Here is a 15024-nt window from a genome sequence, read left to right as displayed (position 1 = left end):
TCAGCCCTCTCTTTCGATCTTGGTCAGGCTTTCGCGCAGGGCGAGGCCATATTCATATTTCGCCGGGCAGGCAAAGCCGACCAGGCCAAGGTCTTCTTCGTCCAGTTCCAGCGCGCCAAGCGCCTGGGCCTGATCGGTGTCCATCACCAGAAGCGACCGCAGCAGCTGCGTGGGCAGGAAGTCCTGCGGCATCAGCGTCTCGAAGGTGCCGGTCGGCACCATGGCGCGGCGGCCGCCGTTCAGGTTCGTGGTCAGCTTGTGCAGCTTGGACGACAGCGCCGAGCCAAGCACCGGCTGAACCGCGTATTTCGACGCCATGGGACGGATCCAGCCAAGCGGGATCTGCTTGTGGTCTTCTTCCATCAGCGTGATCTGGCGGGCGTAGCGGCCCAGGTAGGCGTCGACACCGTCCCCGGCGCGGCCCGACAGGACCGAGCCTGAGATCATGCGCATCGGCACACCCTGGGGATTGTCCCCTGCGCAGATCTCGCTCAGCGAGGCACCGGCAGGGACGCGCACCAGGCGCGGTGCTGCGGCCAGCGGGCCGGTCACGGCGATCACGCGGGTCATGTCCAGCGTGCCGGTCAGCAGCAGGCGGCCAATGGCGATGACGTCCTGAAAGCCGATGGTCCAGACGATCTTGTCCGTGCGCGGCGGTTCCAGGAAATGCATGTGGGTGCCGGGCAGGCCGGCGGGATGCGGACCCGAGAAGGCCACCGGCGTCACGCCGTCGATGTCGCCGCCGGGGATCGTCGCCCCGCGCGCCTGACACAGATAGGTGGTGCCCTCGGTCAGCAGGGTGATCGCCTGAAGGCCACGGGTGAAGGCCTCGGCCGCGTCGGCGATGAGGGGGGCGGGATCGGCGGCCAGCGGCTCGGTGTCCATGGTGTTGACGTAGATCGCGGCAGGGCGGTCGGTTGCCAGCGGCACCTTGGAATAGGGACGCGTCCGGAACGAGGTCCACAGACCCGCCGCGCACAGCCGTTCGACCAGACCGTCAGTCGTGGCCGCATCGCCAACGCCAGAGAAGTCGACGGCCGGGGCGGCGCTGTCGTCCACCTCGATCTCGACCGAGATCAGCTTGCGCCGCGCACCGCGGTTGATTGCCTTGATCCGGCCCGACACCGGAGAGGCGATCACCGCCTCCGGATTGTCCTTGTGGGCCAGCACCGGTGCACCGGCGGCGATGACATCGCCCTCCTGCACAGCGAGGCGTGGTTTCAGGCCGATATAGTCAGCCCCGAGGATCCCGACCGTTGCTACGGCCGGCGTTTCTATCGTCCCGCCGTCCACGGAGCCCGCGATCGGCAAATCGAGACCTTTACGAAGAGAGAATTCTTGCACTTGGGTCGCCACCAGATTTTTTCGGCACCTTATGCAATGCCGCGCCAGCAAACAAAACCGTCTGAAACATGTTTTTTCGTTCTTTTTTTGCGCCTCGACTGGTTGCGGGTTTTTGGCGAAGGCCATATGCACCACCTGCGCCATGGGGCGTGACAATATAGACGGAGGACAGCGCAGTGTCTGGGACCATGAAGTTTACGCGGCGATCATTCCTGATCATGACGACTGCTGCGCTGGCAGCCTGCAAGCCGGGCCAGGAAATCCTGAAGTTCTCGGGGGATACCATGGGGACGCGCTACAATGTCGTGGCCGTGTCCTCGGGTCAGAAACTGGACCGTGACGCGCTGCAGGGCGCGATCGACGCGGCCCTGGCCGAGGTCGACACCCAGATGTCGAACTGGAACGCCGGGTCCGAGATTTCCCGAATCAACGCCGCCGCCACCGGCGAGGCGCAGCGCCTGTCGCCTGCGCTTGCGCATGTGATGGCCGGCGCGCAGTCGGTGCACCAGGCCTCTGACGGCCGTTTTGACGTCACCGTGGGCCCGCTGATCGACCTCTGGGGCTTTGGTGCCGATGGCGCGATGCCTCATATTCCGGCAGATGCCGATATTGCAGACGCCATGACCCGCGCCGGTCAGTCCGACGTGCTGGCGATTTCGGGCGATACGCTGACCAAGACCGCACCGGGTGCGGGCATCTACCTGGCCGCAATCGGCAAGGGCTATGGTGTGGACCGCGTGGCGGACACGCTGCGCGCCCATGGCCTGAAGGATTTCATGGTCGAAATCGGTGGCGATCTTTACACCGCCGGCCTGAACCCCGAGGGCATGTCCTGGCAGATCGGGATCGAAACCCCGGTTGCCGGTCAACGCGGCCTGTATGACGTCGTGAACGTCTCGGGTCTGGGCATGGCGACCTCGGGCGACTACCGCAATTTCTTCGAAGATGCGGGCCAGCGCTATTCGCACATCATTGATCCCGCGAGGGGCCGCCCCATCTTGCATGATACGGTCTCGGCGACGGTGCTGACCGAAGACGCGATGCTGGCGGATGCCTGGGCGACCGCGATGCTGGTCCTGGGCCGCGAGCGCGGGCTGGAAATCGCCGAGGCGAACGACCTGGCCGTTGTCTTCATCGACCGCGCAGGGGACGCATTCGTCACGGCCCAAAGCAGCCGCTATGCGGCGCTGCAGGCCACCGCGTAAGGATCTGATCCCATGGATACCGTTGTTCTGTCTTTCGTTCTTCTGTCGCTGGTCATGCTGGGCATGGCCGTCGGCGTGATCTTTTCGGGACGTCGGATCAAGGGCAGCTGTGGCGGTTTGAACGCGATCGGCGACGCGGACCAGTGCCTGGTCTGCAAGAAGGAAATCGACCCCGACAGCCCGCTGCGCGAACGTCTTGCCTGCCCCCGGGCCCGCAAGATGCTGGAAGAGGCCGAGCGCCGCGCGCAGGCCTGAGGGTTTCCCCGGGTAGGGTTTGAAAAGGGTCCGTTCTGCGGGCCCTTTTGTTTTTGAGGGTGGGGAGTTGGCCTTGGCCGCCCCGACATTCTCTGCGCCAACATAGAACAGATGTCCCGCCCGGCGTTTACGCCGGGCAGCGCCGTCCCGCCCCCCTGGGGCGGCGCTTTTGCGCCACCCCGCGGGACGGCGCTGCCCTACGTGAAGATCTCTAAGGGAGGCGAGACGGTTCAACCGCCTTTAGGCACTGCCTGCGGTCAAGCCATTCGATTTAGTTTACAGCTTTAGAGAAGCCTGATCACCCCGGCACAGCCATCGGCACGAACCCGAGCGTCAGCAAGGTCCCAGCCGCCACAAGCCCGTAGGCCCACAGCTGCCAGCGCGGCCCCTCGGCCTTCCAGACACGTCTGTAGCCATAGCCCGACAGGCAGGCGATCACGAAAAGCACCAGGGCCACGGCCGGTGTCAGGCTGATATCTTGGAAAAAAATCTGAACCACCTGGATCGGTTTGGGGTTTAGACTGTGTATCACGACCCACTTTGAGCCGACAAGCAAGGAGCCCGACATGGTTGAATCTTACCGCCCGCATCTGCGCAAGGACGACGAGGACGCCCGGAGCCATAGCCAGACGGCCCAGACCAACACCGCCGAGATGAACGCCATCGTGCAAAGCATCCTCGATCAGAAGGACGGGACGGTGCATGCGATTCGCCCGCAGCAGTCCCTGCATGACGCCGTCATCGCCCTGCGCGACCACCATATCGGCGCGCTTCTGGTCACCGATCAGACCGGGGCGCTTCTGGGAATCCTCTCGGAACGCGACATCGTGCGCAAACTGGCCGAGACCCCGGGTACGACGCTGCCCCAGAAGGTCGAGGACGTGATGACCCGCAAGGTCGAGACCTGTTCGCCTTCGGATCCGCTGGTGACGGTGCTGAAGCGCATGACCTCGGGGCGGTTCCGCCACATGCCGGTGCTGGACGGCGACCGCGTCGCGGGCATCGTCACCATCGGCGACGTGGTGCATTACCGCCTGACTGCGCTGGAACACGAGGCCCTGCAGATCAAGCAGCTGATCGTCGGCTAGGGTTTCCGGGCGTCCCGGCCAACCCTGGGGGCGGTTTTCCTGCCCCCCGATCTGTGGCATGAGAGACGCCTCTGTCCCAAGCTGCCCAAGCGGTGTCCGATGAACCTGAGCCAACACGCCCGCCTCTCCGTCGCCCCGATGATGGACTGGACCGACCGGCATTGCCGGTACCTGCATCGCCTGATGTCGCGCAACGTGCTGCTTTATACCGAAATGGTCACCGCGCCGGCGCTGGTGCGGGGCGGGGCGCTGCATCTGCTTGAGTATTCGCCGCAGGAACATCCCGTGGCGCTGCAACTGGGTGGGTCCGATCCCGAGGAACTGGCGCAGGCCGCTGTTCTGGGGGCAAAGGCCGGCTATGATGAGATCAACCTGAACTGCGGCTGCCCCTCGGACCGGGTACAATCGGGCACATTTGGTGCGGTCCTGATGAAGGATCCGGGCCGCGTCGCCGAATGCGTGGCCGAGATGACGCGCGCCGTGCAGGTCGAGGTCACGGTGAAATGCCGCATCGGCGTCGACGATCAGGACCCGGCCGAGGTGCTGCCCGAATTCCTGTCCCGCGTCGGGGCTGCGGGCTGTCAGCGATTCACGATCCACGCCCGCAAGGCCTGGCTTCAGGGGCTCAGCCCGAAGGAAAACCGCGATATCCCGCCGCTGGATTACGATCTGGTGCAGCGGATGCGTAGCATGTTCGGCGGGCTGCACCTGTCGGTGAACGGCGGTATCACCTCGCTGGATCAGGCGGAAAGGTTCCTTGAGGCCGGGCTGGACGGGGTGATGGTGGGCCGTGCGGCCTATCACGACCCGACCGCGATCCTGGCGCAGGCCGACCGGCGGATCTATGGCGAAGGCTCTGACAGCGACCCGGTCGAGGTCGCCCGCCAGATGCTGCCCTATATCGCCGCGCACCTGGAGGCCGGCGGCAAGCTGGCGCAGGTCACGCGCCACATGCTGGGGCTTTTTGCGGGGCGTCCGGGCGCGCGGCACTGGCGGCGGATCCTGTCCGAAGGGGCGCATAGGCCCGGCGCGGGGCCAGAGCTGGTCGAACAGGCGCTGGACCCGGTGATGGCCGCGGCCTGACTGGGGGTGCCAAAGGATAAAGGGGCGGCCGATTGGTCGCCCCTTTGTCGCGAACAGCCGGGGCGGGTTTACGTCGCCCGTCTGACAGCCGCCGTGGCCACGCCCATGGCGATCAGCGCCGACCCGCCCAGACGCGACACCCAGGCCAGGACCGAGGGCCGGGCAATCCGCGCCCGCAGCCTGTCGGCCAGAAGCGCATAGGCCAGCGCATTCAGCGCGGCGAGCCCCACGAAGGTCGCCACCAGGATGGCGAACTGCGGAAGCAGGGGCCGGTCCACGGCGACAAACTGCGGCACGAAGGCGATGAAGAAGACGATGGATTTCGGGTTCAGCGCGGTCACCGCCGCGGCATGGCCAAAGACATTGGCGGCGCGGGTTTCGGTCACCGCCTCAAGATCCCCAAGGCTTGCCGCTCCGGCGCTGCGGAACAGCTTGATGCCAAGGTAGACCAGGTAGACGGCCCCGATCCACTTCAAAACGGTGAACAGCGTGGCCGAGGCCAGCACCAGCGCGCCAAGGCCCGCAAGCGACGCGGACATGGCGATGAAATCCCCCAGGGCCACGCCGCCGACCGTGGCAAGGGCGACCTTCTTTCCCTGGCTGATCGCGTAGCTGAGCACCAGCAGCACGGTTGGTCCGGGAATAAGCAAAAGGGCGACGGAGGCGCCGACAAAGGCAAGCCAGGTCTGAATGTCCATGAAATATCTCCTATCTGTCCCGGCAGGGATCCATAGGCAGGCTGGGCTGTAAAGGGGAAAGACGACCGTCGCGCGGGATCACTGGGGATCGCGCCGCTGGCAGCCGGGGGCAGCCACAGGCCCGACCACGCAGCGAAAAGGGCGACCCATGGGCCGCCCTTTTGTCATCGTGATGTCCGCCGCTTACTCGGCCGGGACGGTGGCGCGGGGGCGCAGGACGGTCCAGAACAGGGTGAAGCCCAGCAGCCCGCAGATCGCGATGGTCACCACCATCGGCGTCGCCGTGCCGTCCAGGAAGGGGCCGGCAAGCACGATCATCAGACCGCCCGTCAGCATCTGCAGCGACCCACCCAGGGACGAGGCGATGCCGGCGATGTCGCCGTGATCGTCCAGGGCCAGGACCATGGTCGTGGGAATGACCACGCCCAGGAAGGCGTTGGCCAGGACCAGGCCCCCGACCACGACGTACAGGGTGGCAAAGCCCGACAGCGCCACGGCGGCCAGAAGGGCGGTCATCACTGCAAAGCCGGTCACGCCGACGCGGACCAGGCGCGGGATGCCAAAGCGTGCGCCCAGGGGACCGGCGGCCTGCGAAGCCCCGAAGAAGCCAACCGCATTGATGGCGAAACAGATCGAGAAGCCCGTGGGGCTCAGCCCGAATTGTTCGGTGTAGACAAAGCTGGCGGCGGCGATGAAGACGAAGAAGGACGCCATGCCGAAGCCGCCCACCATGGTCAGCCCCATGAAGACCGGGTCCTTCAGCAGCCGCTTTGCCCCCGACAGGATCGGCGTCAGCCGCGCCGGGGTGCGGGCGGCGGGGGACAGGGTCTCGGGCAGGGCGAAGGTCAGCAGCAGGATCGACAGCACCGAGACGACCAGCAGCACGCCGAAGACCTCGCGCCAGCCGGCCAGGGCGATGACGGCGGATCCGGCCAGTGGGGCCAGCATCGGAGAGATCGAGATCACCAGCATGATCATCGCCATCAGCTTGGTCGCTTCGGCCCCGGTATAGCGGTCACGGATGACGGCACGCGGCACGACCATCAACGCGGCCCCGCCCAGCCCCTGGACAAAGCGCCAGCCGGCAAGGGCGGTGACCGATCCGGCAAAGGCCGCCCCGGCGGATCCAAGCGCAAAGATCACCAGTCCGATGGTCAGCGGCAGCTTGCGCCCCTTGGCGTCGGCCATGGGGCCGTAGATCAGCTGCGCGACGCCGAAGGCCAAGAAATAGGCGGTCAGGGTCATCTGCACGGCGGTGTCGCTGGCGCGGAGGTCGGCGGCGATCGTGGGCAGGGCGGGCAGGTACATGTCGATGGCAAAAGGTCCGACGGCGGACATCAGGCCAAGGATGATCGCAAGGCGTAGCATGGGGACTCCGATGGTATGGGGTGCGCCTGATCTACGCCTCTGGGGGCAGGCGCGCAATTGGCGGTCTCGCAAGAGCGCTCTGTGCATATTTGCGGTGGATTGGTGGTGTATGGGCTGGGTCGGCGGGGAACTTTCGCCCGGGCTGCGCGGATCGTGACCGGTTCTATCCGGGGCCGACCAAGGGCCACAGTCTTGTCTTGACGCGGGAAACCTGCCACCACACCGGAGCACCTGCGGACGGGCGGACAGCCCGGGCCGGAAATAGGCACAGGCAGGGGCGCAGCGGGTCAGCAGACCGGCGCAAGACGCAAAGGGGATGGCGATGGATATGACGGCGGTTCTGGCGATGCTGGCGCTTCTGGCGGTGATCGGGGCCTTTGCGGGCGTGCTGGCGGGGCTTCTGGGCGTCGGCGGCGGGATCGTCCTTGTGCCGGCCTTCTTCTATGCCTTCCAGACGCTTGGCTTCACCGGGGACAAGCTGATGCAGCTGTGTCTCGCGACCTCTCTGGCGACGATCATCGTGACATCGCTGCGGTCGCTGCAATCGCACAACAAGAAGGGCGCGGTGGACTGGGACATCCTGAAGACCTGGGGCGCGGGCATTGCCATCGGCGCGGTGATCGGCGTGATCGCGGCCTCGTCCCTGCGGTCGGTCGCGCTTCAGGCGCTGTTCGGGGTGCTGGCGATGGTCATTGGCCTGTACCTGGCCTTCGGGAAATCCGAATGGCGCCTGGCCGAGGACATGCCGAAAGGCCCCGTGCGCTGGATCCTGTCGCCGCTTGTGGGGTTCTTGTCGGTCCTGATGGGCATCGGCGGGGGCAGCTTTGGCGTGCCGCTGATGACGCTGTACGGTCGGCCGATCCACCGGGCGGTGGCCACGGCGGCGGGCTTTGGCGTGATCATCGCGGTGCCCTCGGTCATCGGATTCCTGATGATCCAGCTGCCGCCCGAGACGCGGCCGCCCCTGACCATCGGCGCGGTGAACCTTCCGGCCTTTGGCGTGGTGATCGCCATGACCCTGCTGACCGCCCCGCTTGGCGCGCGTCTGGCCCATGCGACGGACCCCAAACCGCTGAAGCGGATCTTCGGGATTTTTCTGCTTCTGGTTGCGGCGAACATGCTGCGCAAGGCCTGGTTGGGGTAGGATCGCCCAAAGGTTAAGTGTTTCCGATCAGGAAACCGATTGGTGCCGGAACCCCTTCCAATGGTGGGTAAACCGCCGCAATTTCGGCACATTCACCCTATGCGGGTGTAAATTATCCTAGATAACGTCATGCTGGTGCCACGGGCCGGCCCAATTCTTTTCCGATGGTGAAGACCACTCCAAAGGGAAAGATCCGTGTCATGATCGAACTTCTTGTCCTGATTGCCATCGCCACCATCGGCGTGATCTATACCTCTTCGACCGGCGAGGCCGAGAGCACGGCCATGGCCGAAAAGACCGCCAAGGATGCGCTGAACGAGGCCGAGGGCCAAAGCGGGATCGGCATCCTGGGCATCGACGTGGTCGCCCGCAAGATGCGCGACCTGGTCAGCAAATCCGAAACCGCCGTGACCGCCGATACCCTGGCCGCCTATCGCGGCCATGCGGTGCCCGGCGGTGGTGACGCCGCGGACGAGGCGGACCCCTTTGGCGGCATCCCGCGCGAAGACCTGACGGATGTCGAGGCGGACGAGCTGGTGTTTGCCTCGGTCGCGGATCGGGTGGCGCGGGCGCTGGAAGAGGATGACGAAGAGGACGACGTGGGCCTGGATGACATTGATGATGTCGCAGCCAGCATCGCGGCCTCGGTCGCCCAGGCGGACGAATTTTCGGATGACCTGGATGACGACGACGAAGCCGAGATGCGGGAAGACGAGATGCGGAATGCCTTCCGTGACGATCTGCGGGACGAAGAGGACATGTCCCTGGATCGTGACTGGAGCACGGCCGTGGCCAGTGCCGGGCGGTCTTCGCTTCGGGCGCAGGCTGCGGCCCCCGAGTTGGACACCCGCGATGCGCCGCTGGTCGAGGATTTCGAACCGGAATACGACCAGATCGAAATCGCCTATCGCCCCGGCGAAGCCGGCAATGGCCGCATCGGCATCGCCGAAGATCCGCTGCGCCCCGGTTCGGCGGCGGTCACCCTGGGTGGGCGTTGTGTTGCGGTGGTGGTGGACGGGTTCGGCCGGGTGCGCGCGCATCACATCGACCTGGTTTGCGACGACGGCGACGATCTGGCGGCCTAAGGGCGGGTTGTCCCGGGTTCAGATCCGGGCATTGGTCCGGGCCTGATACGCCCGATCCTAACCAGATATTACGATTTTGACCGGCGGTCGGCCCTTGCGGCACGGCCGCCACGTCGTTTTGCGATCTGCGGCTGGCGGGCGGGAAGCTCGTCCAGAAGGGCCTGGCGTTCCTCGGCGCTCATCCTGCCCCAGGCGGCGATTTCACCGATCGAGCGTAGGCATCCGACGCACAGCTTGGCCTCGGGGTGGATGACGCAGATCTTGACGCAGGGGCTGTCGGGTTCGCCGCGCGACCACAGGTCGTCCGCCATGGCTCAGGCCCCGCGCAGGTGGCGCAGCCGGTCCAGCGCGCCCTGAAGGATATAGCCGGCGGCGACATGGTCGATGACCTCGGCGCGGCGGCGGCGGGATGTGTCGGCCTCAAGCAGGGCGCGTTCGGCGGCCACGGTCGACAGGCGTTCGTCCCAGAAGGTGATCGGCAGATCGGCAAAATCCGGGCGCTGGCTGAGGTTGCGGGCAAAGGCGCGGGTCTTCTGACAGCGCGGGCCTTCGGTGCCGTCCATATTACGCGGCAGGCCCAGCACCAGCCCGGCAATGGCGCGCGGCTGGATCATCGCCGACAGCGCATCGGCGTCCTGGCCGAACTTCTTGCGGCGGATCGTGTCCAGCGGCGTGGCCACGGACAGGAAGGTGTCGGACACCGCGACCCCGATGGTCTTGTCACCGAAATCCAGCCCCGCGATGGCCCGCATGGGCGGCAGGGCCGCGGCGAATTCTTCAGGCGTTTCAAAGATCATTCTGCGGGGGCCTGTTCTTGGGGATCTGCGGATGCGCCGTCGTCCAGGGGCAGCGGCTGTTCCGGGGCCGGGGTGGCAGGGTCCAGCGGGGTGGGCTGCGCAGCCGGGGGTTCCGTGTCTGCCGTGCTGTCGGGCGTGCTGTCGGGGACCGGCGCGGGCGTTGCTGCCTCGGCGTCCGGGGCGACCTCGGGGGTGGCTTCGGGCAGCCCGGCCTCGGCGGCGGCGATCCGCTCCAGCGCCTCGGGCTGGGCCGCGAAGACCTGCCTGGCCTCGGCCGCAATGGCGCGTGCGCGGGTCACGTCGCCCAGCACGCCATAGGCCCCGATCAGGCGGGCCCATTCCTCGGCCGATCCGCCCTGGGTGGCCAGACGGTCGGAGAGGCGCGCGACCATGCCCTGGATCATCTCGGCGCGGTCTTCGGCGGTCATGTCACTGGCGTTGGCGATATCCTCGGCCGTGGGGCCCGACAGGGTTTCGGCGGGCAGGGGTTGTTCGTACTCGACACCGGCCAGCATCGCGACCTCGTCGATCTGGGCGCGGATGGCGGGGATCCAGGGCGCGTCCTCGGGTCCGGCGCGCAACAGCTGATCCCACAGGCGAAAGGCCACGTCGGGGCGGTCATTCTGGCGCATCATCAGCCCAAGATAATAGCGGCTGGGCGCGTTTTCGGGATCCCGGGCCAGGGCGGCGCGCAGGGCGTTTTCCGCCTGGGGCGAGACATAGCCGCCCGCCGCAAGGATCATCAGATCGGCGTAGGCCAGGTAATCGTCCGCCGTGGCCTCGGCCCCCTTGATCGACAGCACGGCCTCTTGCGCGGCATAGGCGGCGCGGAAATTACCAAGCGCGGCTTCGTTCCGCGCCAGAAGCTGCTGACCCTGCAGATCCTCGGGGCGTTCGATGACGGCGATGCGCAGCTTTTCGATCAGCGCCTCGAAATCCGGCGGCGGGGCCTCGGCCTGGGGCGGCGTCATCTCGGCGGCGGCGGTTTCGGCCTCCTGCTGGTCGGGGCGGGTCTCTCGCCGTTCCTGTGCCGCGCTCAGCCGGTCGCGGAGCGACAGGTCGCCATAGCCGGGCGCGCCGATCCGGGCATAAAGCGCAAGCGGCATCGCCACCAGAAGGGCCAGCATGCCGATCACCAGTGCCGGGCGCAGCCGGGTCGGTTCGCTGGCCGCCGCGGTGCCAGCGGCGCGGGTGTCAGCGGCGATCAGACGGCGGGCAATCTCGGTGCGCAGACGCTCGGCCTCATCCTCGGGGATGGTGCCGCGGGCGCGGTCCTTTTCGACCTCGTCCAGCTGTTTGCGATAGATCTCAAGGTCTTGCGCGGCGTCCTCCGCCTCGGCCGAAGCCGCGCGGGCGCGCATCACGGCAAGACCGATCAGGGCCGCAACGGCCAAAGACATCAGGGCGGGTACGATCCAGGCAATCATGCGGCGAAACTCCTTCCCGTTCATCTAACGGTCGGGGGCGCCGCAAAAAAGGGCAAAAAACCGTGAGCGACGCTTTGTCAGGGGGCGGCGTGTCGCGGCGGTCGCTTCGGGGACCCGTCCAGGCCAGACAGGGCGCAAGACAGGGCGCATTGCAAGGGGGGATGCCGACCCCCGCCGGGGGACGAAATGTCGCTTGTCGCGATCAGTCCTCAAAACGACGTATTGCGGCGGGGTTCCCTTGCATGGCTTGTTATGGCTGACTGAAGCCCATCCGCTCAACCCAAGGGAGTCGCCCGATGAAACGCTATTCCGCCTTTGCCCTGGTCCGCGAGGCCCTGCGCGATCACTCGGGCTGGAAACGCGCCTGGGAAAAGGCCCAGCCCAAGGCCGAATACGATGCGATCATCGTCGGCGCGGGCGGTCATGGCCTGGCCACGGCCTATTACCTTGGCAAGAACCACGGCATCACCAATGTCGCGGTGCTGGAAAAGGGCTGGCTGGGCGGCGGCAACACCGGGCGGAACACCACGATCATCCGGTCGAACTACCTTCAGGATCCCTCGGCCGCGATCTACGAAAAGGCGCGCAGCCTTTACGAAACCCTTAGCCAGGACCTGAACTACAACGTCATGTTCAGCCCCCGGGGCGTCATGATGCTGGCACAGACCGAACACGAGGTGCGCGGCTACAAGCGCACCGCGCATGCCAATGCGTTGCAGGGCGTGGCCACGGAATACATCACCCCCGAACGGGTACAGGAACTGGTGCCGATCATCCGCATCGACGGCCCGCGCTATCCGGTGCTGGGCGCGCTGTGGCAGCCGCGCGGCGGCACGGCGCGGCACGATGCGGTGGCCTGGGGCTATGCGCGGGCCTGTTCCGCCATGGGCATGGACATCATCCAGCAGTGCGAGGTCACCGGCGTCACCCAGGAAAACGGCCGGGTCACCGGGGTCGAGACGACCAAGGGCGCGATCCGTACCAAGCGTCTGGGCATCGTCGTGGCCGGACATTCCGGCGTGATGGCGGAAAAGGCGGGCTTCCGTCTGCCGATCGAATCCGTGGCGCTTCAGGCGCTGGTGTCGGAACCGATCAAACCCTGCATGGACGTGGTCGTGATGGCCAATACCGTGCATGGCTACATGTCCCAGTCCGACAAGGGCGAGATGGTCATCGGCGGCGGTGCGGACGGTTACAACAACTACACGCAGCGCGGGTCCTTCCACCATATCGAGGAAACCGTGCGCGCCCTGGTCGAGACCTTCCCGATGATCTCGCGGCTCAAGATGCTGCGGCAATGGGGCGGGATCGTGGACATGACCGGGGACCGGTCGCCAATCATTTCGAAGACGCCGCTGGACGGCTGTTTCATCAATTGTGGCTGGGGCACCGGCGGGTTCAAGGCGATCCCCGGTTCGGGCTGGGCGATGGCCGATCTGATGGCCAAGGATGCCCCCGGGCCGCTGTCGGCCGAATTCGGGCTGGACCGTTTCCGCCAGGGCCGCTTCGTCGATGAAAGCGTCGCCGCGGGCGTGGCGCACTAAGGGCGTGGCGCGGGGCCTGTCACATATCTTTTCGGCCGGGTCCCCCCGGCGCGAGGACGCCCATGCGGGCGGAGGAGCGGGCCTATTGCGCGGCCAGTCGGCGCGCGTGGGCCTGGGCCTGGATCGCGTGGCGGGCTTCGTCGATCTCGGCCAGGGCGGCGGCCTTGGCGTTGACGGGCGCGTCGTAATGCGCGGCCAGTTCGGCGATCAGCGCCATGGGATCCTGTCCGCCCGGCACATAGGCCGAGGCAAAACCGACCGGACCCTGCCGTATGGCCTGGGCGAAACCGGGGTCATAGGGCAGCTGGTCGCGCATGGAACTGTCGGCGTAGCCGAAGTACAGCGGCCGGCTCCAGCTGCCGTCCTGCTTGCCCAGAAGAACGAAGATGCCGGGACGGTCGGGCAGGGCGGTCACATCGCTGTGGCCCAGGAAGACAAGCTGGGTGTCATCGACGCCGGCCCCGGTGTTGAGGATCATTTTGGTCATTGTGCTCTGGCCTCTTGCTTTGATGCTTCGTGCGAGGATCTTGCTAGAAAAATATCACGGCTTGATGTCGTGCAGATAGAGCTTGCGGCCGGATCCGACGCCAATTTGCATCATGTGCCGCATATGCAGGCACAACCCGTCGCGATGCGTCAGGGTTCCCGACATAATTGTAGTGTGGCGTCGCCTGGGCCGACGCCTGCGCCTGCGCGCGCGCGTGTTAGCCTCTCTGGGGCACGCATCGGGCGTGCGATGGCCCGCGTGACTGCCCGCCGGTCCACCCCCTTTGCGTCCCTGCGTCGTTCGGCCATCCGGAACCGTTCGGCGGGGTTGCGTGTTTGTATGGTAACATTCACGCAATCGGAGGCGACCTCATGGCCGACCATACGACCTATTCGACCCATACCAAGGAAACCCGCAGCTCGGGGGCTCTGGCCTTCATCGTCGGCGCGCTCGTCGTGGCCGTCGCAGTGCTGGCCTATTTCATCTTCGGCGACGGCTTTGGCCAGACCGGCAGCAGCGCAAGCGCCCCTGCCATCGAGATCACGACCAATGCCGACAGCGCAGCCGGTGCATCCGACGACGGTGCCTCTGCCGGTGCCGAAAGCGGTGCAAGCGATGGCTCCGGCGCGGAAGCCGGTGCTGCGGCCGACGCAACGGCCGGCAACTGATCGCGGGCTGATCCGGTCCGCCGCGCCTGACGCGCGGGCCCTGACATCTTCAACCCGGTCCCCGGAGCAGTCCGAGGGCCGGGTTTTCCGTGCGCTCATGCCGTCGGGCGATGCGGCGGGCGTCGCCGGTGCGATCCGAATGGCGCGGAAATCCGCCGATTTCGCCGCCTTCACCGCGATCCGCGTGCCCGCATCCTGGAACTTTCCGGCCCGCGCCCGCGTTTCTTCTTCACTGCCTGGGGAAAAGGCACCTGCCGCTTTTATCCCTGTCCCTTACCTGCACCTCAAGCCGGGCGCCCTGCGCGTCCGGCCTTTTTTCGTTCCGCATCCCGCGGGAAAGGAGCCGTCATGCTGATCCTCACATGCCCCTATTGCGGTGTCACCGCCGAAGAGACAGAGTTCCATGGCGGAGGCGAGGCGCACCTGAAACGCGAAGGCCCCGGGTCGGATGACGCGGCGCTTGAAGGCTACCTGTTCCACCGGGAAAACCCGCGCGGGGTGCATTTCGAACGCTGGCGGCATGTCTACGGCTGCGGCAAGTGGTTCCACGCGGCGCGCGATACCCAGACGCTTGAGGTTTTCGGCACCTATCCCGCCCAGACCACGACCCCGCCCGAGGACCTGCTGGCCACGATCCGCGACAAGCGCCCCGGTTTCACCTGGCGCGGGATCTCCTGATTCCGTCCTGACCCGGTTTCGGACCCGCCCGGCGGCGCGGACCAGACCGGCGCAGGACCCAGACCCGGGCCGGGGCCGCAGATCAGGCCCGACCACGCAGACCCGACCAAAGCCGGGGCGACATGCCCCAGACGCAACCCGATACGACCCAAG

At 66.5% G+C, this 15024-nt stretch carries 19 protein-coding genes; 10 read left to right on the top strand and 9 right to left on the bottom strand.

Going from position 1 to position 15024, the window contains the following annotated elements:
- A complete protein-coding gene (locus tag BMX99_RS11525; RefSeq protein ID WP_093453247.1) occupies window positions 1-1344 on the bottom strand; it encodes a Na(+)-translocating NADH-quinone reductase subunit A in 1344 nt (447 codons plus the stop codon).
- The gene (locus tag BMX99_RS19700) at window positions 1322-1564 is read right to left on the bottom strand and encodes a hypothetical protein (protein ID WP_170848666.1); all 243 of its coding nucleotides are present in this window, start codon (window positions 1562-1564) and stop codon (window positions 1322-1324) included. Before BMX99_RS19700 ends, BMX99_RS11525 begins: the two co-directional genes overlap by 23 nt.
- Between BMX99_RS19700 and BMX99_RS11520 the strand changes: the two genes are divergently transcribed.
- Together BMX99_RS11520 and nqrM are read left to right on the top strand one after the other, a co-directional pair.
- Window positions 1563-2549: an FAD:protein FMN transferase gene (locus BMX99_RS11520; RefSeq protein ID WP_244525548.1), complete on the top strand. Its 987-nt coding sequence runs from the start codon at window positions 1563-1565 to the stop codon at window positions 2547-2549. The genes BMX99_RS19700 and BMX99_RS11520 overlap by 2 nt on opposite strands.
- Window positions 2550-2561: 12 nt before the next feature.
- Window positions 2562-2804: a (Na+)-NQR maturation NqrM gene (gene nqrM, locus BMX99_RS11515; protein ID WP_093451772.1), complete on the top strand. Its 243-nt coding sequence runs from the start codon at window positions 2562-2564 to the stop codon at window positions 2802-2804.
- A 298-nt stretch (window positions 2805-3102) separates the two neighbouring features.
- On the opposite strand, the gene BMX99_RS11510 is transcribed toward nqrM, so the two are convergent.
- Complete coding sequence (locus BMX99_RS11510) at window positions 3103-3261, bottom strand: hypothetical protein (protein WP_170848667.1); 159 nt, start codon at window positions 3259-3261, stop codon at window positions 3103-3105.
- Window positions 3262-3370: 109 nt separating this feature from the next.
- On the opposite strand from BMX99_RS11510, the gene BMX99_RS11505 reads away from it, so the two are divergent.
- Window positions 3371-3892: a CBS domain-containing protein gene (locus BMX99_RS11505; protein WP_093451768.1), complete on the top strand. Its 522-nt coding sequence runs from the start codon at window positions 3371-3373 to the stop codon at window positions 3890-3892.
- Between the two features lie 99 nt (window positions 3893-3991).
- A complete protein-coding gene (dusA, locus tag BMX99_RS11500) occupies window positions 3992-4975 on the top strand; it encodes a tRNA dihydrouridine(20/20a) synthase DusA (RefSeq protein ID WP_093451766.1) in 984 nt (327 codons plus the stop codon).
- Between the two features lie 68 nt (window positions 4976-5043).
- Here dusA and BMX99_RS11495 read toward each other — a convergent pair whose 3' ends face one another.
- Together BMX99_RS11495 and BMX99_RS11490 are read right to left on the bottom strand one after the other, a co-directional pair.
- The gene (locus BMX99_RS11495; protein WP_093451762.1) at window positions 5044-5673 is read right to left on the bottom strand and encodes a LysE family translocator; all 630 of its coding nucleotides are present in this window, start codon (window positions 5671-5673) and stop codon (window positions 5044-5046) included.
- Window positions 5674-5856: 183 nt separating this feature from the next.
- On the bottom strand, window positions 5857-7041 hold the full coding sequence (locus BMX99_RS11490) for a multidrug effflux MFS transporter (protein WP_093451759.1): 1185 nt from the start codon (window positions 7039-7041) through the stop codon (window positions 5857-5859).
- Window positions 7042-7363: 322 nt separating this feature from the next.
- On the opposite strand from BMX99_RS11490, the gene BMX99_RS11485 reads away from it, so the two are divergent.
- Window positions 7364-8185 carry a sulfite exporter TauE/SafE family protein gene (locus BMX99_RS11485; protein ID WP_093453241.1) on the top strand — a complete coding sequence of 274 codons (822 nt, stop codon included), beginning with the start codon at window positions 7364-7366 and terminating at the stop codon, window positions 8183-8185.
- Window positions 8186-8385: 200 nt separating this feature from the next.
- Window positions 8386-9270: a hypothetical protein gene (locus tag BMX99_RS11480; protein WP_093451756.1), complete on the top strand. Its 885-nt coding sequence runs from the start codon at window positions 8386-8388 to the stop codon at window positions 9268-9270.
- A gap of 68 nt (window positions 9271-9338) precedes the next feature.
- On the opposite strand, the gene BMX99_RS11475 is transcribed toward BMX99_RS11480, so the two are convergent.
- The 3 genes from BMX99_RS11475 to ccmI are packed head-to-tail and all read right to left on the bottom strand — an operon-like array spanning window position 9339 to window position 11494.
- A complete protein-coding gene (locus BMX99_RS11475; protein WP_093451753.1) occupies window positions 9339-9581 on the bottom strand; it encodes a DUF1289 domain-containing protein in 243 nt (80 codons plus the stop codon).
- 3 nt (window positions 9582-9584) lie between these two features.
- Complete coding sequence (ruvX, locus tag BMX99_RS11470; protein WP_093451750.1) at window positions 9585-10067, bottom strand: Holliday junction resolvase RuvX; 483 nt, start codon at window positions 10065-10067, stop codon at window positions 9585-9587.
- The gene (ccmI, locus tag BMX99_RS11465; protein ID WP_093451747.1) at window positions 10064-11494 is read right to left on the bottom strand and encodes a c-type cytochrome biogenesis protein CcmI; all 1431 of its coding nucleotides are present in this window, start codon (window positions 11492-11494) and stop codon (window positions 10064-10066) included. The genes ruvX and ccmI overlap by 4 nt, the downstream gene beginning before the upstream one ends.
- 296 nt (window positions 11495-11790) lie before the next feature.
- Between ccmI and BMX99_RS11460 the strand changes: the two genes are divergently transcribed.
- Entirely contained in the window at window positions 11791-13038 is a 1248-nt protein-coding gene (locus BMX99_RS11460) for a sarcosine oxidase subunit beta family protein (protein WP_093451745.1), read from the top strand.
- A gap of 82 nt (window positions 13039-13120) precedes the next feature.
- Here BMX99_RS11460 and BMX99_RS11455 read toward each other — a convergent pair whose 3' ends face one another.
- Complete coding sequence (locus BMX99_RS11455) at window positions 13121-13525, bottom strand: hypothetical protein (protein ID WP_093451742.1); 405 nt, start codon at window positions 13523-13525, stop codon at window positions 13121-13123.
- A 371-nt stretch (window positions 13526-13896) separates the two neighbouring features.
- Here BMX99_RS11455 and BMX99_RS11450 point away from each other — a divergent pair, with 371 nt between their 5' ends.
- From BMX99_RS11450 to BMX99_RS11445, 3 genes are all read left to right on the top strand, one after another.
- A complete protein-coding gene (locus tag BMX99_RS11450; RefSeq protein ID WP_093451739.1) occupies window positions 13897-14193 on the top strand; it encodes a hypothetical protein in 297 nt (98 codons plus the stop codon).
- A 97-nt stretch (window positions 14194-14290) separates the two neighbouring features.
- Entirely contained in the window at window positions 14291-14548 is a 258-nt protein-coding gene (locus tag BMX99_RS19495; protein ID WP_139199506.1) for a hypothetical protein, read from the top strand.
- Window positions 14542-14871 carry a sarcosine oxidase subunit delta gene (locus BMX99_RS11445; RefSeq protein WP_093451736.1) on the top strand — a complete coding sequence of 110 codons (330 nt, stop codon included), beginning with the start codon at window positions 14542-14544 and terminating at the stop codon, window positions 14869-14871. The genes BMX99_RS19495 and BMX99_RS11445 overlap by 7 nt, the downstream gene beginning before the upstream one ends.
- The last annotated feature ends 153 nt before the right edge of the window (window positions 14872-15024 follow it).

It is taken from the genome of Pseudooceanicola nitratireducens (genome assembly GCF_900109195.1).
GTDB lineage: Bacteria > Pseudomonadota > Alphaproteobacteria > Rhodobacterales > Rhodobacteraceae > Pseudooceanicola > Pseudooceanicola nitratireducens.
This window is presented reverse-complemented; position numbering and strand designations above follow the sequence as displayed.

What these genes read in the sequence shown, in the direction of transcription:
- BMX99_RS11520 (WP_244525548.1), top strand. Translation starts at nt 1,563, where the DNA reads ATGACGACTGCTGCGCTGGCAGCCTGCAAGCCGGGCCAGGAAATCCTG.
- BMX99_RS19700 (WP_170848666.1), bottom strand. Translation starts at nt 1,564, where the DNA reads ATGATCAGGAATGATCGCCGCGTAAACTTCATGGTCCCAGACACTGCG.
- nqrM (WP_093451772.1), top strand. Translation starts at nt 2,562, where the DNA reads ATGGATACCGTTGTTCTGTCTTTCGTTCTTCTGTCGCTGGTCATGCTG.
- BMX99_RS11505 (WP_093451768.1), top strand. Translation starts at nt 3,371, where the DNA reads ATGGTTGAATCTTACCGCCCGCATCTGCGCAAGGACGACGAGGACGCC.
- dusA (WP_093451766.1), top strand. Translation starts at nt 3,992, where the DNA reads ATGAACCTGAGCCAACACGCCCGCCTCTCCGTCGCCCCGATGATGGAC.
- BMX99_RS11495 (WP_093451762.1), bottom strand. Translation starts at nt 5,673, where the DNA reads ATGGACATTCAGACCTGGCTTGCCTTTGTCGGCGCCTCCGTCGCCCTT.
- BMX99_RS11490 (WP_093451759.1), bottom strand. Translation starts at nt 7,041, where the DNA reads ATGCTACGCCTTGCGATCATCCTTGGCCTGATGTCCGCCGTCGGACCT.
- BMX99_RS11485 (WP_093453241.1), top strand. Translation starts at nt 7,364, where the DNA reads ATGGATATGACGGCGGTTCTGGCGATGCTGGCGCTTCTGGCGGTGATC.
- BMX99_RS11480 (WP_093451756.1), top strand. Translation starts at nt 8,386, where the DNA reads ATGATCGAACTTCTTGTCCTGATTGCCATCGCCACCATCGGCGTGATC.
- BMX99_RS11475 (WP_093451753.1), bottom strand. Translation starts at nt 9,581, where the DNA reads ATGGCGGACGACCTGTGGTCGCGCGGCGAACCCGACAGCCCCTGCGTC.
- ruvX (WP_093451750.1), bottom strand. Translation starts at nt 10,067, where the DNA reads ATGATCTTTGAAACGCCTGAAGAATTCGCCGCGGCCCTGCCGCCCATG.
- ccmI (WP_093451747.1), bottom strand. Translation starts at nt 11,494, where the DNA reads ATGATTGCCTGGATCGTACCCGCCCTGATGTCTTTGGCCGTTGCGGCC.
- BMX99_RS11460 (WP_093451745.1), top strand. Translation starts at nt 11,791, where the DNA reads ATGAAACGCTATTCCGCCTTTGCCCTGGTCCGCGAGGCCCTGCGCGAT.
- BMX99_RS11455 (WP_093451742.1), bottom strand. Translation starts at nt 13,525, where the DNA reads ATGACCAAAATGATCCTCAACACCGGGGCCGGCGTCGATGACACCCAG.
- BMX99_RS11450 (WP_093451739.1), top strand. Translation starts at nt 13,897, where the DNA reads ATGGCCGACCATACGACCTATTCGACCCATACCAAGGAAACCCGCAGC.
- BMX99_RS19495 (WP_139199506.1), top strand. Translation starts at nt 14,291, where the DNA reads ATGCCGTCGGGCGATGCGGCGGGCGTCGCCGGTGCGATCCGAATGGCG.
- BMX99_RS11445 (WP_093451736.1), top strand. Translation starts at nt 14,542, where the DNA reads ATGCTGATCCTCACATGCCCCTATTGCGGTGTCACCGCCGAAGAGACA.